At 71.0% G+C, this 12,831-nt stretch carries 15 protein-coding genes and 1 tRNA gene; 13 read left to right on the top strand and 3 right to left on the bottom strand.

Annotated elements, in window-relative coordinates:
* Positions 1-193 precede the first annotated feature (193 nt).
* Together CP982_RS20920 and CP982_RS20925 are read left to right on the top strand one after the other, a co-directional pair.
* The gene (locus tag CP982_RS20920) at positions 194-490 is read left to right on the top strand and encodes a type II toxin-antitoxin system VapB family antitoxin (RefSeq protein WP_003955420.1); all 297 of its coding nucleotides are present in this window, start codon (positions 194-196) and stop codon (positions 488-490) included.
* Positions 491-611: 121 nt separating this feature from the next.
* Complete coding sequence (locus CP982_RS20925; protein ID WP_150511940.1) at positions 612-1,262, top strand: LytR C-terminal domain-containing protein; 651 nt, start codon at positions 612-614, stop codon at positions 1,260-1,262.
* 33 nt (positions 1,263-1,295) lie between these two features.
* Here the strand turns inward: CP982_RS20925 and upp are convergent, their stop codons facing one another.
* On the bottom strand, positions 1,296-1,931 hold the full coding sequence (upp, locus tag CP982_RS20930) for a uracil phosphoribosyltransferase (RefSeq protein WP_144004265.1): 636 nt from the start codon (positions 1,929-1,931) through the stop codon (positions 1,296-1,298).
* A 140-nt stretch (positions 1,932-2,071) separates the two neighbouring features.
* Here upp and CP982_RS41815 point away from each other — a divergent pair, with 140 nt between their 5' ends.
* From CP982_RS41815 to CP982_RS20965, 8 genes are all read left to right on the top strand, one after another.
* Positions 2,072-2,239, top strand: a complete 168-nt coding sequence (locus CP982_RS41815; protein ID WP_170316465.1) for a hypothetical protein — start codon at positions 2,072-2,074, stop codon at positions 2,237-2,239.
* 191 nt (positions 2,240-2,430) lie between these two features.
* Positions 2,431-2,976: a tRNA adenosine deaminase-associated protein gene (locus tag CP982_RS20935; protein ID WP_150515608.1), complete on the top strand. Its 546-nt coding sequence runs from the start codon at positions 2,431-2,433 to the stop codon at positions 2,974-2,976.
* 102 nt (positions 2,977-3,078) lie between these two features.
* The gene (gene tadA, locus CP982_RS20940) at positions 3,079-3,510 is read left to right on the top strand and encodes a tRNA adenosine(34) deaminase TadA (RefSeq protein ID WP_150515609.1); all 432 of its coding nucleotides are present in this window, start codon (positions 3,079-3,081) and stop codon (positions 3,508-3,510) included.
* Positions 3,511-3,612: 102 nt separating this feature from the next.
* Positions 3,613-3,697, top strand: a tRNA-Ser gene (locus CP982_RS20945).
* Between the two features lie 390 nt (positions 3,698-4,087).
* The gene (locus CP982_RS20950; protein ID WP_030677182.1) at positions 4,088-4,267 is read left to right on the top strand and encodes a hypothetical protein; all 180 of its coding nucleotides are present in this window, start codon (positions 4,088-4,090) and stop codon (positions 4,265-4,267) included.
* A gap of 9 nt (positions 4,268-4,276) precedes the next feature.
* Positions 4,277-4,570, top strand: a complete 294-nt coding sequence (locus CP982_RS20955) for a Dabb family protein (RefSeq protein ID WP_144004266.1) — start codon at positions 4,277-4,279, stop codon at positions 4,568-4,570.
* Between the two features lie 206 nt (positions 4,571-4,776).
* Entirely contained in the window at positions 4,777-5,604 is an 828-nt protein-coding gene (locus CP982_RS20960) for an RNA polymerase sigma factor SigF (RefSeq protein WP_150511941.1), read from the top strand.
* Positions 5,605-5,847: 243 nt separating this feature from the next.
* On the top strand, positions 5,848-6,774 hold the full coding sequence (locus CP982_RS20965; protein WP_150511942.1) for an RNA polymerase sigma factor SigF: 927 nt from the start codon (positions 5,848-5,850) through the stop codon (positions 6,772-6,774).
* Between the two features lie 901 nt (positions 6,775-7,675).
* Here CP982_RS20965 and CP982_RS20975 read toward each other — a convergent pair.
* Complete coding sequence (locus CP982_RS20975) at positions 7,676-7,885, bottom strand: hypothetical protein (protein WP_150511944.1); 210 nt, start codon at positions 7,883-7,885, stop codon at positions 7,676-7,678.
* A 173-nt stretch (positions 7,886-8,058) separates the two neighbouring features.
* Between CP982_RS20975 and CP982_RS20980 the strand changes: the two genes are divergently transcribed.
* The 3 genes from CP982_RS20980 (at position 8,059) to CP982_RS20990 (ending at position 11,950) form a co-directional block, all read left to right on the top strand.
* Positions 8,059-8,532 (top strand): MarR family winged helix-turn-helix transcriptional regulator, encoded by a 474-nt coding sequence (locus CP982_RS20980; RefSeq protein ID WP_150511945.1) that lies wholly within the window; start codon positions 8,059-8,061, stop codon positions 8,530-8,532.
* Positions 8,533-8,627: 95 nt separating this feature from the next.
* Positions 8,628-10,997: an MFS transporter gene (locus CP982_RS20985; protein ID WP_483409932.1), complete on the top strand. Its 2,370-nt coding sequence runs from the start codon at positions 8,628-8,630 to the stop codon at positions 10,995-10,997.
* A 134-nt stretch (positions 10,998-11,131) separates the two neighbouring features.
* A complete protein-coding gene (locus CP982_RS20990; RefSeq protein ID WP_150511947.1) occupies positions 11,132-11,950 on the top strand; it encodes a YceI family protein in 819 nt (272 codons plus the stop codon).
* A 4-nt stretch (positions 11,951-11,954) separates the two neighbouring features.
* Here CP982_RS20990 and CP982_RS20995 read toward each other — a convergent pair whose 3' ends face one another.
* The gene (locus CP982_RS20995; RefSeq protein WP_150511948.1) at positions 11,955-12,728 is read right to left on the bottom strand and encodes a TetR/AcrR family transcriptional regulator; all 774 of its coding nucleotides are present in this window, start codon (positions 12,726-12,728) and stop codon (positions 11,955-11,957) included.
* Between the last annotated feature and the right edge of the window lie 103 nt (positions 12,729-12,831).

Consider the following 12,831-nt stretch of genomic DNA (forward strand, 5'->3'; position numbering starts at 1 on the left):
ACGCACCGGCCGCGGACTCGTTCGGGCGGTTTCCGCCATCGGGTGTGGACGGCGTCGGCTGGCTGTCGCTCACTTCGCACCCTGCTCCCGACTGGAGAGTTCCCGCTTTGCCCTGCTTTCTGGCGGCATTTCCCAGGGTCGCACTCGGCCGCCATGGCTGCGCCCGGAGAGCCTTGACCGGTAGGCTTTCCGTGTGATCTTCAAGCGCATCGGAAACGGCCGGCCGTACCCCGACCACGGCCGGGAAAGCACCCGGCAGTGGGCGGACGTCGCGCCGCGCCCGGTCCGCCTCGATCAGCTCGTGACGACCAAGGGCCAGCTCGACCTGGAGACCCTGCTCGCCGAGGACTCCACGTTCTACGGCGACCTCTTCGCCCACGTGGTCAAGTGGCAGGGCGACCTGTATCTGGAGGACGGTCTGCACCGCGCGGTCCGCGCCGCGCTCCAGCAGCGCCAGGTCCTGCACGCCCGCGTCCTCGAACTGGGCTGACGCCACCCCGGGCGACCCCCGCGACGGGGCCCAATTCCGCATTGGCCCTTTCGGGTTGGACTGCGCGCCGGGTAATGATCATTTAGTAGGCATCGCGCCCCGTCGGCACTACGCTGCGCCCATGAGCATGCTCACTCCCCCCGGCATGGGCGGCAAGTACCGCATCACGGGGGACAAATATCCGCGAATGCGCCGCCCGAGCGGCCGCCGCAGGATCGTGCTCGCGGCCGTCGCGGCCCTCGCCGCGTTCGGCCTGATCGGCTGGGGCACCCTGCAGCTCATCGACGTCTTCACGGGCGGCGACGAGGCGTCCGCGGCCGGCGGCAAGGACTGCGCGAAGCGGCCGGAGCGCAAGAGCGCGGCGAAGAAGGCCGCGCCGCTGCCCGAGCCCCGCCGGATCACCGTGAACGTCTTCAACGCCACGCCCCGCGAGGGCCTCGCCAAGAAGACCGCCGACGCCCTGAAGAAGCGCGGCTTCGCCGTCGCCAAGTTCGACAACGCGACGAAGACGTACGACAAGAAGGTCAAGGGCCCCGGGATAGTGCTCGGCCCCCGCTCCGCCCTGGACACCGCACTGCCGGTGCTCGCCACCCAGCTCACGGGTGCCGAGAAGCGCACCGACGGCCGCAAGGGCGACACGGTCGACCTGATCCTCGGCGCCGGGTTCAAGGGCCTGACACAGGAGAAGGACGCCGCCAAGGCCCTGGCGGCACTCGCCAAGCCCTCACCGGCGCCCTCCGGGCCGTCGTCGGACGACGGCAGGAACTGCTGAGCGCACACCGCCGCGCGGCGGTACGGCGACCTGTTACTCGGCCGTCCCGTACATCCGGTCCCCGGCGTCGCCGAGGCCCGGCACGATGTACCCGCTGTCGTTCAGGTGCTCGTCCACCGCGGCCGTGACCACGGTCACCGGCGTCCCGGCCAGCTCCCGCTCCATGACCTCGACGCCCTCCGGGGCGGCGAGCAGCACCACGGCCGTCACGTCGTCCGCGCCGCGCTTGATCAGCTCCTGGATCGCCGCGACCAGCGTGCCGCCGGTGGCGAGCATCGGGTCGAGGACGTACACCTGGCGCCCTGACAGGTCCTCCGGCATGCGGGTCGCGTACGTGGACGCCTGGAGCGTCTCCTCGTTGCGGATCATGCCGAGGAAGCCGACCTCGGCGGTGGGCAGCAGGCGCACCATGCCGTCGAGCATGCCGAGCCCGGCGCGCAGGATCGGCACCACCAGGGGACGCGGGTGCGACAGCTTCACGCCGGTCGTCGAGACGACCGGGGTCTCGATGTCGACCTGCTCGGTGCGCACGTCCCGGGTGGCCTCGTACGCGAGCAGGGTGACCAGCTCGTCGGCCAGGCGCCGGAAGGTCGGGGAGTCGGTGCGCTTGTCGCGCAGCGTGGTGAGTTTGTGCGCCACCAGCGGGTGGTCGACGACATGGATCCGCATTGTTCAACAGTAACCGGGCGAAGCGCCCCCTCCGTCCCCCGCGGGCCCCACCTGCCTTCTCGGGCCCTGTCCGTCCCTCCGTTGGCATCAACCGCGCCCGTCGGGGGAAGGTGGTCGTACGAACTGGGGTGGTGGTGTCGATGCCCGACCGGGAACAGCGCGAGACCGACGCCGAGCGCCGACGGCGCCGCGCCCAGTTCCTGCACGAGCTGGCCGAGGCCCGCGAGCTGCGGGAGCGGGTGACGCCGCGCCGCGCACGGGCGGCCCGACTGCGACAGGCGATGCGCATGCGCACGTTCCGCTGGTAGCCGCCGGGGGCCGCGGCACCGAAACGGCGTGTGATTCGCAACGCGACGCGGACACAGCGGCCGGAAGACCTCTCCTGTAGCCGTTGTTTCTGCCACGATTCCGAGTGGGCGGGGCTCGGCACCGCATTCCCGCCCCCGACATCCGCCGGGGGGATCCCCAACCGGCGCCTATGAACAGTGGGAGAGTCACGGTGTACTTCGCCGCACTGCTCGCGCGCACCGAAGACGGGTGGGAAGCGAGCGACACGGAGCTCGACGATGTGGAGACCCTGTCGGATCTGACCGACCTGGCCCGTGAGGCCGCCGCCGAGGCGGGCGGGGCCGACGACGAAACAGTGCTCGTCTTCATCGAGCAGGAAGACGCGTGGTTCGGCGTCGTCCGCGTGGACGGCGAGGACGACCCGCGCATCTACGTCTCGGACGCGGCCGCCGCCGCCCGCAGCGCCTACGGCGAGATCCTGCTCACCGACGAGATGCTGGGGCGCGATCCGGACGACGGCGCGGACGACCTGGACGCGCTCGACCTCGACGGCACGGAGGACGGCGAGGACACGTCCGGCGACGACGAGGCGGAGGGCGGGATCGAGGCCGTGCCCTCGGGACCGCTCGGGGACCGGGAGATCCTGAGCGACCTCGGCGTCCCGGAGAAGGAGCTGCTCGCCCTGGAGAGCGGCGACGCCCTCAACGAGATCGCCGACGTCCTGGGCGCCGCGGAGGTGCTCGAAGCGGTCCGCTGACCACGTCCGCGCGACTCGGCCCGCGTGATCCGTAAGGTTCGTCGTGTGGCCCCTCGTGTGAACCCTCTCCCCGATCCCGTACGGGACCGCTGGCAGGTGCCGATGCGGCTCGCCCTGGACGAGGCCGCACTGGCCGTCCGGGGCGGCGACGTGCCCGTCGGCGCCGTCGTCCTCGCCCCGGACGGCGAGACGGTGCTCGCGCGCGCCCACAACGAGCGCGAGGCGGCCGGCGACCCCACCGCGCACGCCGAGGTCCTCGCGCTGCGCCGGGCCGCCGCCGCGCTCGGCTCCTGGCGGCTGCCCGGCTGCACCCTCGTCGTCACCCTGGAGCCGTGCGTGATGTGCGCGGGCGCGCTCGTGCAGTCCCGCGTGGACCGGGTCGTGTACGGCGCCCGCGACGAGAAGGCGGGCGCCGCGGGCTCCCTGTGGGACCTCGTGCGCGACCGACGGCTCAACCACCGCCCCGAGGTCGTCGAGGGCGTCCTCGCCGACGACTGCGCGACGCTGCTCACCGCCTTCTTCCGGGGGCGGTGACGGGCCTTTTCCGGGTCCTCTCCACGCCCTTTCCGGGCCCGGCGGCGGTCTGGCCGGGAACGGATTTCAGCGCAGGGCCCACCTTGGGCTAGGATCTCTCTCGGTAGCGTGTCCGAGCGGCCGAAGGAGCTCGCCTCGAAAGCGAGTGTGGCGCAAGTCACCGAGGGTTCAAATCCCTCCGCTACCGCTCTTCAGCACGAAGGGCCCCGTCCTCAGGACGGGGCCCTTCGTCGTTTCGCCGTTTAGGCCGGGGGGAGCGGCATCGGGGGGACAGCCGCTCCCCCCGATGAGGACCGGCGCTCTCAAGTCCGTGCCGCCACCGGGGGAGAGGACGGCACGGACCCCGCAGTGGAGGCCGGTTCGGGCCCGTGGATTCCTGCCAGATCCCGCGGGCCCACGTCCATACTCCGCCGGACACCACCGGAACACCGCAGGCCAATGGCCCCTGAGCGGGGGTCATTGGTCCTTAAAAACCAGGTGAGTTAGCGCCACGTTAGACTCGCCCGGCAACAGGCGGCAGCGGCTAGGACAGAGGGCGACGGGGGCGTGGGATGAGCGAGCACGGGGAGGGCACCGCGTGAAGGACCCAAAGAAGCTCATTCTCTTCGTCCTTGTGGTGTTCGTCCTGTACGTGATCATCACCGATCCGGCCAAGGCCGCCGACTACGTACAGGTCGGCTTCGAGGGCATCTCGGACGCCGCCAAGGCCATCGGCGACTTCATGACGTGGGTCGCCAACGGGGGCAAGGACGACTAGGAGCACCTGATGATCCGCCATCTGGTCCTGTTCAAGCTGAACGACGGCGTCGAGCGCGACGACCCGCGCGTCGTCGCGGGCGTCAAGGCCTTCGAGGAGCTGGGCGGCCTCATCCCGGAACTGACGTTCTGGGAGTGCGCCTGGAACATCTCGGAGCGGCCCATCGCGTACGACTACGCCATCAACTCCGCCGTCGCCGACACCGACGCGCTCAAGCGCTACCTGGAGCACCCGGCCCACCAGGCGGGCGTCGCGCTCTGGCGCGAATTCGCCACGTGGGTCATCGCCGACTACGAGTTCTGAGCGCGCGCCTCCTTCCCGGCCGACCCCTAGCGGCCCCGTACCTCAACGGTGCGGGGCCGCTGTGTGTTTCCCGGCGCCGGGCGCCGTCCCACCGCCCTCAACACGGAGTTACGGGGTGCTTGCACACAGTGCACATGTCTTGTGATGCTATGACCGCTTTTGACGGATGAGTTGACCGAGCTGATCGAGTCGACCGATTCGAAGGGGTGGCGTTGACGTTGCCGGCCAGTTCTGCGCCCGAAGCGCCGCCCGCGAAGGGGCCCGCGAGCACCCGGGGCGCCGACACGCGGGCCCTCACCCAGGTCCTGTTCGCCCAGCTGAAGGGGCTCGAACCGGGCACCCCCGAACACGCCCGCGTGCGCGCCGCGCTCATCGAGGCCAACCTCCCGCTCGTGCGGTACGCCGCCGCGCGCTTCCGCAGCCGCAGCGAGCCGATGGAGGACGTCGTCCAGGTCGGGACCATCGGCCTCATCAACGCCATCGACCGGTTCGACCCGGACCGGGGGGTGCAGTTCCCCACCTTCGCCATGCCGACCGTGGTGGGCGAGATCAAGCGGTACTTCCGCGACAACGTGCGCACGGTGCACGTGCCGCGCCGGCTGCACGAGCTGTGGGTGCAGGTCACCGGGGCCACGGAGGACCTCACCACGTCCTTCGGGCGGTCCCCCACCACCGCCGAGATCGCCGAGCGCCTTCGCATCGGCGAGGACGAGGTCCTCGCCTGCATCGAGGCCGGACGCTCGTACCACGCGACGTCCCTGGAGGCCGCGCAGGAGGGCGACGGGCTGCCGGGCCTGCTCGACCGGCTCGGGTACGAGGACCCCGCCCTCGACGGGGTCGAGCACCGGGATCTGGTGCGGCACCTGCTCGTGCAGTTGCCCGAGCGGGAGCAGCGCATTCTGCTGCTGCGGTACTACAGTAATTTGACCCAGTCCCAGATCAGTGCGGAATTGGGCGTGTCCCAGATGCATGTGTCAAGACTGTTGGCCAGAAGCTTCGCGCGGCTTCGATCCGCAAATCGGATCGAGGCGTAACCGTATCGGGTGGAGCGGTCTTCTGGCCGTTGCCGACGGGGAGTTGGGGGACGTCGGCCGAGACCCTTTCCTTCCTGCGGGTACGTCACCCTCACTTGTCGACAAGTCACTACAGCGTGTTGCCGACATGTGACATTCTGCTGGAACCGCGTTTGCCGCAGCTCCGGCTCCGGTATTCAGGTGGAGGCTGCGTTCCTTCGGTGGGGCGCAGGCCGCGACCGTCCGCGACCTCAAGGGGGTGGCATGTCCGCAGACCAGGGCAGCTCGAAGGTGCTCACGCTCACGCTCGAAGGCCGCGAGAGCGCGTCCGCGCCCGACGCGCTTCAGGGTTCCGAGGCCACTCCGCCGGGTCCGGAGGCCGCCGTCGACTCGGCTCCCGAGCCCGCCGCCGTGGCGGCGGCGCCGGAGGCCATTGATACCCGCACCCTGTCCCGCTCCCTCTTTCTGCGGCTCGCCGCGCTCGATCAGGACAGCCCCGAGCGCGCGTACGTCAGAGACACCCTCATCGAGCTCAATCTGCCGCTCGTGCGGTACGCGGCCGCGCGCTTCCGCAGCCGGAACGAGCCGATGGAAGACATCGTCCAGGTCGGGACCATCGGCCTTATCAAGGCCATCGACCGGTTCGACTGCGAGCGCGGGGTCGAGTTCCCGACGTTCGCGATGCCGACCGTGGTGGGGGAGATCAAGCGGTTCTTCCGGGACACGAGTTGGTCGGTGCGGGTGCCTCGGCGGCTGCAGGAGCTGCGGCTCGCGCTCACCAAGGCGAGCGACGACCTCGCGCAGCGGCTCGACCGGTCGCCGACCGTGCCCGAGCTCGCGGCCGTGCTCGGCGTCTCGGAGGAGGACGTCGTCGACGGCCTCGCGGTGGGGAACGCGTACACCGCCTCCTCGCTCGACTCCCCCGCGCCCGAGGACGACGGCGGCGAGGGGTCGCTCGCGGACCGGCTCGGTTACGAGGACACCGCTCTTGAGGGCGTGGAGTACCGGGAGTCGCTGAAGCCGCTCCTTGCGAAGCTGCCGCCGCGGGAGCGGCGGATCATCATGCTCCGGTTCTTCGCGAACATGACGCAGTCGCAGATCGGCGAGGAGGTCGGGATCTCGCAGATGCATGTGTCCCGGCTGCTCACCCGGACCCTTGCGCAGCTTCGGGAAGGGCTCATCTCCGACTGAGGTGTTCGTTCCGCGTTCCCGCCGTTGACTGACGCCTCGCGTCGGTGTGCGGCGGGGCCGCGCCGGTATGTCCGTCCTCGCCCGTCATGTGCGCGGGTCGGACTCCCGTGCGGGGCAGTGCCGTTGCAGTGGCTGCGGGCGGACATACCGGCACGTCCCCTCTCGTCTCGTCGGCGACTGCGGCTCGGTGGTTCCTTATTGACGGTGCATCAGGCACACTTGCGCGATGCGTCGGAGACTCGCGAGCCTCCCGGTTGTTGTGGTGCTGAGCGTCGGCTTCATCGCCTCGTGCGGCGGGGGTGAGCGGGACGCGTACGTCGCCTCCGAGGACGGGGCACCCGTCAGGGCCGTCGCGCCCCGTGGGGGCGTTTCCTTCACTCCGCTTCCCTCTTCCCCCGAGAAGCCGTCCCGTGAGCCTTTGGGGGGCCGGCCCAGCGCCTCTGAGTCCTCATCCTCATCCCCATCCCCATCCGCTAGCCGTTCGCCGCGTGGGGATGAGTCGGCTGCTCCTGCTCCCGCTTCTACGTCGTCCGCGCGTCGGCCCTCCCGCTCTGGAGGGCCCGAGGCCTCTCACGGTTCGCCGGGCCCGGCAGGGCCCGCCGTGTTGGAGGTGGGGGCGCCCTTGCGGGAGGCAGGGGCGCGGCGGTGGTGTGAGGACGTGACGCTGGTGCTGCGGAACCGGGGTGGGGCGGCCGTGCGGTCGGGGACCGTGGAGTTCGGGACGCACATCATCGGGGCGCTCGGGGTCGACTGGGGGAGCGTGGAGTCGACGGTGAAGCTGCCCGCGCCCATTCGGGGCGGGCAGAGCGTCAGGAAGACTTGGCCGGTTTGTGTCGACGCGTGGCGTGTTCCCTGGGGGATGCACGTGGAGACGCGCGACGTGGACGTGGACTGGCGGTAGCTACTTCAGGGCCAGCCAGGCCACGGCCGCGACGAGGGCGATCGCCGCCACCACGCCCACGATCAGGCCGATGCGCGGGCCCGCGGGCGCCTGCTGGGGCCGGGAGCGGCCCTGTGGGGTCTCGTCGACGAACGCGCGGAACATCTGCGTGGAGCCTGCGGGGTCGTGCTGGCCCTCGGGGCCCTGCGGGGCATGGGGGTTGTGTGCCATGGGGCAGGACCCTAGCGAATCCGGGGTGTTCCGCCCAACCCCCCTCTGACCGGGGACTTTACAGAGGGGGGTACTGAGCTTTGCCAGGGTTTTAGAGGGGTCGGGCCGATTTAGTTTGCCTGTGGCAACCAACTGCTTTTATCGTTGCCCTAAGCAACGAAAGCGAGGGTGTCGTGGCCGCTCAGCGTCAGTACGAGGAGCTGGCCCGCCAGCTCAGCGCCATCGGCGCCGTCAAACGCGACCTCGCCCGGATCCTGCCGCACGACTGCCCGGCGGGCTCCGCGGCCGTCCTGACCCTGCTCAGCCGCTACGGCGAGATGCGGATGGGGCGGCTCGCGGAGCTGCTCGCCGTCGACATGTCGGTGACCAGCCGGCACGTGGCGCACGTCGCGGAGCGCGGCTGGATCGACCGGTCCCCCGACCCCGCCGACAAGCGCTCGCGCATCCTGCGCCTCACCCCCGCCGGTGAGCGGCAGATGGAAGTGCTGTCCGCGTGCACGACCCGGCTGCTCGCCGAGCGGCTCAGCGACTGGTCCGACGACGAAGTCGGCCTGCTCACCGCGTTGATGGCCCGGCTCCGCGACAGCTTCGGGGACTGCAGGTCCGCCGCGCCGCGCGTCCCGGCACCCACCCGTACACCCGCGTAAGAACCAGGAAAAGGAACCCCATGGCAACATCCACACCGTCCGGTGTGCGGGGCAGCCATGCCAAGCACGGAGGGCATCCGCACGACAGCGCGCCGATGACTCACCGCCAGATCATGGAGGCGCTCTCCGGCCTTCTGCTCGGCATGTTCGTCGCGATCCTGTCGTCGACGATCGTCTCCAACGCCCTGCCCGAGATCATCGGCGACCTCGGCGGCGGCCAGTCCGCGTACACGTGGGTCGTCACCGCCGCTCTGCTGTCGATGACGGCCAGTACTCCCCTGTGGGGCAAGCTGTCCGATCTCTTCAGTAAGAAGGCGCTCGTCCAGATCGCGCTTGTCATCTATGTGCTGGGGTCCGTCGTCGCCGGGCTTTCGCAGAACGCGGGCATGCTCATCGCCTGCCGTGTCGTGCAGGGCATCGGCGTCGGCGGTCTGTCCGCGCTCGCGCAGATCGTCATGGCCGCGATGATCGCCCCGCGTGAGCGGGGGCGCTACTCCGGCTACCTGGGTGCCACCTTCGCCGTCGCCACCGTCGGCGGGCCGCTGCTCGGCGGCGTCATCACCGACACCTCCTGGCTCGGCTGGCGCTGGTGCTTCTACGTGGGCGTGCCGTTCGCGGTCATCGCCCTGGTGGTGCTGCAGAAGACCCTGAAGCTGCCCGTGGTCAAGCGGGACGTGAAGGTCGACTGGGGCGGTGCCCTGCTCATCTCGGCCGCCGTGTCGCTGCTGCTCGTCTGGATCACCTTCGCGGGCAGCGGCTCCGGCAAGAAGTACGAGTGGCTGTCGTGGCAGACGTACACGATGGTCGGCGGCGCGATCCTGCTCGGGCTGCTGTTCCTGCTCGTGGAGTCCAGGGCCAGCGAGCCGATCATCCCGCTGCGGCTCTTCCGGAACCGGACCATCACGCTCGCCTCGGCGGCCTCGCTGTTCGTGGGTGTCGCGATGTTCACCGGCACCGTGTTCTTCAGTCAGTACTTCCAGCTGGCGCGGGGCGAGTCGCCGACCATGTCGGGTGTGCTGACCATTCCCATGATCGGTGGGCTGTTCGTCTCGTCGACCGTTTCCGGGCAGCTCATCACCAAGACCGGGAAGTGGAAGGCCTGGCTGGTGAGTGGTGGCGTGCTGCTCACCGCCGGGCTCGGGCTCCTCGGCACCATGCGGTACGACACCCCGTACTGGCACATCGCCGTCTACATGGCCCTGATGGGTCTCGGCATCGGCATGATGATGCAGAACCTGGTGCTGTGCACGCAGAACCAGGTGGATCCGCAGGACATCGGTGCCGCGAGTTCCGTGGTGACCTTCTTCCGGTCACTGGGTGGAGCCATGGGCGTGTCCGCTCTGGGTGCTGTGATGTCCACTCGGATCACTGACTACGTGAAGGACGGGATCGCCGATCTCGGTCCGCAGGGCGCCGCGTTCGGCCACGGCGGGACCGCCGGTGGCGGCATCCCCGACCTGGACAAGCTGCCCGAGCCGTTCCGCGTCGTCATGGAGAGCGCGTACGGGCACGGCATCGCCGACGTCTTCCTGATCGCGGCGCCCATCGCCTTCGTCGCCTTCGTGATCACCCTGTTCATCAAGGAGGTGCCGCTGCGGTCCGCCGGGGCGGCGGTGCAGGCCGCGGAGTCCGCTCCGGTCGCCGCTGCACCTGCCGTCACTCAGGCCGCCGTCGAGGAGCCCGTGCTCGCCGTCCCGGCGACCGGAGGGATTCCGGTACGCGGCTTCGTGCGCGGCGTCGAGAGCGCGCCCGTGCCCGGTTCCGCGGTCACGCTGATCTCGCTCGGCGGGCAGCAGCTCGGGCGCTCGGTGGCGCGGGCCGACGGCTCGTACGCCGTGGACGCGCCCGGCGCCGGGTCGTACGTGCTCATCGCGGCCGCCGACGGGTTCCAGCCGCAGGCCTCGACCGTCGTGGTCGGCGACGAGCCGCTCGCGTACGACGTGCTCCTGAGCGGGACCAGCGGGCTCGCCGGGGTCGTGCGGACCGCCGGGGGCAAGCAGCCGCTGCCCGGCGCGATGGTCGTCGTGACCGACGTGCGCGGTGACGTGCTCGCCACCGGGGCCTGTGACGAGCAGGGCGCGTTCGCCTTCGGCGAGCTCGTGCCGGGTGCCGTCACCGTCGCCGTGAACGCGACGGGGCACCGGCCGGTGGCACTGCCCGTCGAGGTCGCCGCGGTGGGCGTCACCCGGGTCGAGGCCGAACTGCGGCCCGGCGCGCGGGTGCTCGGCACCGTGCGGGCCGCCGGCGGACCGCTCGCCGACGCGCGCGTCACCCTCGTCGACGCGGCGGGCAACGTCGTCGCCGGAGCGACCACGGGAGCGGACGGGGCGTACGCCTTCAGCGACCTGGACGTCGGCGAGTACACCGTGATCGCCGCCGGGTACCCACCGGTGGCCACCGCCCTCGTCGTCGCCGGGGACGGCGTCGACGGGCACGAGATCGAACTCGCCCACCCGGGCGAGTGACCGACCCCGGTCCGGGGCGGTGCCGGCGATTTCCACGGCAGGGGACGGCCGGCCGGCACCGCCCCGGACCGGACCGGCTTCACGGGGGCCCTGCCCCCGACGCGAACAGCGACAGAGCAAACGGGAGTTGTGGGATGGGGATCAGCGCGCGCGTCCGGACACGGGACGGATGGGCCGTACCGCACGCCGTCGTGACGGTCACGGACATGACGGGGGCGCAGGTACTGCGCGTGGACGCGGACGCGGAGGGCGCGGTGCGGGACGCCACCGCGCTCGCCGCCGGACCGTACACGGTCATCGTGACGGCCGTCGGGTACGCGCCCGCCGCGGCGACCGCCCTGGTCACCGCCAGCGGCCGCGCCGACGTGGGCGAGGTGGTGCTCGCCCGCGCGGGCGGCGCCGAGCTGCCTCCGGCGGGGCCGTGGACGGTCGACCCCGCCCACTCCTCCGTCGGCGCGGTCGCCCAGCACCTGGGGATCTCCAGCGTGCACGGGCGGTTCACCGAGTTCTCCGGGCGCGTGGAGGTCGCCGACGACCTGGCGAAGTCCCGTGTGGAGGCCGTGATCAGGGCCGACTCCATCGACACCGGCAACGGCCTGCGCGACGAGCACCTGAAGGGCGCCGACTTCCTCGACGTGGCGGCGTACCCGGAGATCACCTACCGGTCCATGGACCTGGAGCCCGCCGGTGCCGACCGGTGGACCGTGCGCGGCGAGCTCGCGATGCGCGGCGTGGTCCGGCCCGTGGACCTCGATCTGATCTACCTCGGCACCGGCGCCGACCCGTGGGGCGGCACCCGCGCAGCCTTCCGCGCCACCGCCGAGCTGCGGCGCGAGGACTTCGCCATGAACTACAACCAGGTCGTACGGGCCGGAATCGCCGCGATCGGCACGACGCTGCGGGTGGAGCTCGACATCCAGGCGGTGCGCGGCGAGGAGCTGCCGGGGGCCTAGGCCCTCAGGAGCGGGACAGGAGGCCCTCGATGCCCGCGATCAGGAGGTCGAGGGCGGTCTCGAAGTCCCGCTCCCACATCTCGACGACCGTGGCCTCGGTGCGGGAGTTCATCAGCTCCCGGGCGCTGCGGATCGTCTCGTTGCCCGGCATCTCCTCGTTCACCGTGCCGACCGCGTCGCGGAAGTACTCCTCCAGCGTCATCCCGGCCTCGTTGCAGCGGGCGATGAAGTGGCCCTCCATCGTGCCGTAGCCGTACACGAACTGGAAGACCGCGGCGATCGCGCCGTTGCGCTGCTGGGGCGCGAGGCCGGTGTTCCCGACCGCGCGCTGCACGGCGAGGGAGTACCGCAGCCAGTTCGGGCCGATGTTCAGGAACTGGCCGACCAGCGGCGACACCCACGGGTGGCGGATCAGCAACGCCCGGTAGGAGCGCGCCAGTTCGCACAGCTGCGTGCGCCACGCGCTCGGGTCGGTCTCGGTGTCGGGCAGGCGCACCTCGGAGCAGACCGAGTCCAGGGCGAGTTCGAGCAGGTCGTCCTTGGTGTCCACGTACCAGTACACGGACATCGCGGTCACCTCGAGCTCCGCGGCGAGGCGGCGCATGGAGAACTTGGCGAGCCCCTCCGCGTCCAGGAGCCGGACCGTGGCCTCGGTGATGCGGTCCCGGTCGAGGCCGGACGGCTGGACGCCCTTGCGGCCCGAGCCGCGGGGCGCCTTGTCCGCCAGCCAGACACTCGTGCGCGCCGGTCGCTGCGTGCGGTCGGCTGCCTTCACCATGGCGCACCTTCCCTGGTACGGGTCCTGTTCCCGGCGGGTCCGGGCGGGCGGGCCGAAACGCTTCGGTCCGCCCGCCTTCGATGCTATGCGGACGCCTCGGCCA

It is taken from the genome of Streptomyces spectabilis, assembly GCF_008704795.1.
Lineage (GTDB): Bacteria > Actinomycetota > Actinomycetes > Streptomycetales > Streptomycetaceae > Streptomyces > Streptomyces spectabilis.

What these genes read in the sequence shown, in the direction of transcription:
- CP982_RS20925 (WP_150511940.1), top strand. Translation starts at nt 612, where the DNA reads ATGAGCATGCTCACTCCCCCCGGCATGGGCGGCAAGTACCGCATCACG.
- CP982_RS20990 (WP_150511947.1), top strand. Translation starts at nt 11,132, where the DNA reads ATGGGGATCAGCGCGCGCGTCCGGACACGGGACGGATGGGCCGTACCG.
- CP982_RS20995 (WP_150511948.1), bottom strand. Translation starts at nt 12,728, where the DNA reads ATGGTGAAGGCAGCCGACCGCACGCAGCGACCGGCGCGCACGAGTGTC.
- CP982_RS20975 (WP_150511944.1), bottom strand. Translation starts at nt 7,885, where the DNA reads ATGGCACACAACCCCCATGCCCCGCAGGGCCCCGAGGGCCAGCACGAC.
- CP982_RS20955 (WP_144004266.1), top strand. Translation starts at nt 4,277, where the DNA reads ATGATCCGCCATCTGGTCCTGTTCAAGCTGAACGACGGCGTCGAGCGC.
- CP982_RS41815 (WP_170316465.1), top strand. Translation starts at nt 2,072, where the DNA reads ATGCCCGACCGGGAACAGCGCGAGACCGACGCCGAGCGCCGACGGCGC.
- CP982_RS20965 (WP_150511942.1), top strand. Translation starts at nt 5,848, where the DNA reads ATGTCCGCAGACCAGGGCAGCTCGAAGGTGCTCACGCTCACGCTCGAA.
- CP982_RS20985 (WP_483409932.1), top strand. Translation starts at nt 8,628, where the DNA reads ATGACTCACCGCCAGATCATGGAGGCGCTCTCCGGCCTTCTGCTCGGC.
- upp (WP_144004265.1), bottom strand. Translation starts at nt 1,931, where the DNA reads ATGCGGATCCATGTCGTCGACCACCCGCTGGTGGCGCACAAACTCACC.
- tadA (WP_150515609.1), top strand. Translation starts at nt 3,079, where the DNA reads ATGCGGCTCGCCCTGGACGAGGCCGCACTGGCCGTCCGGGGCGGCGAC.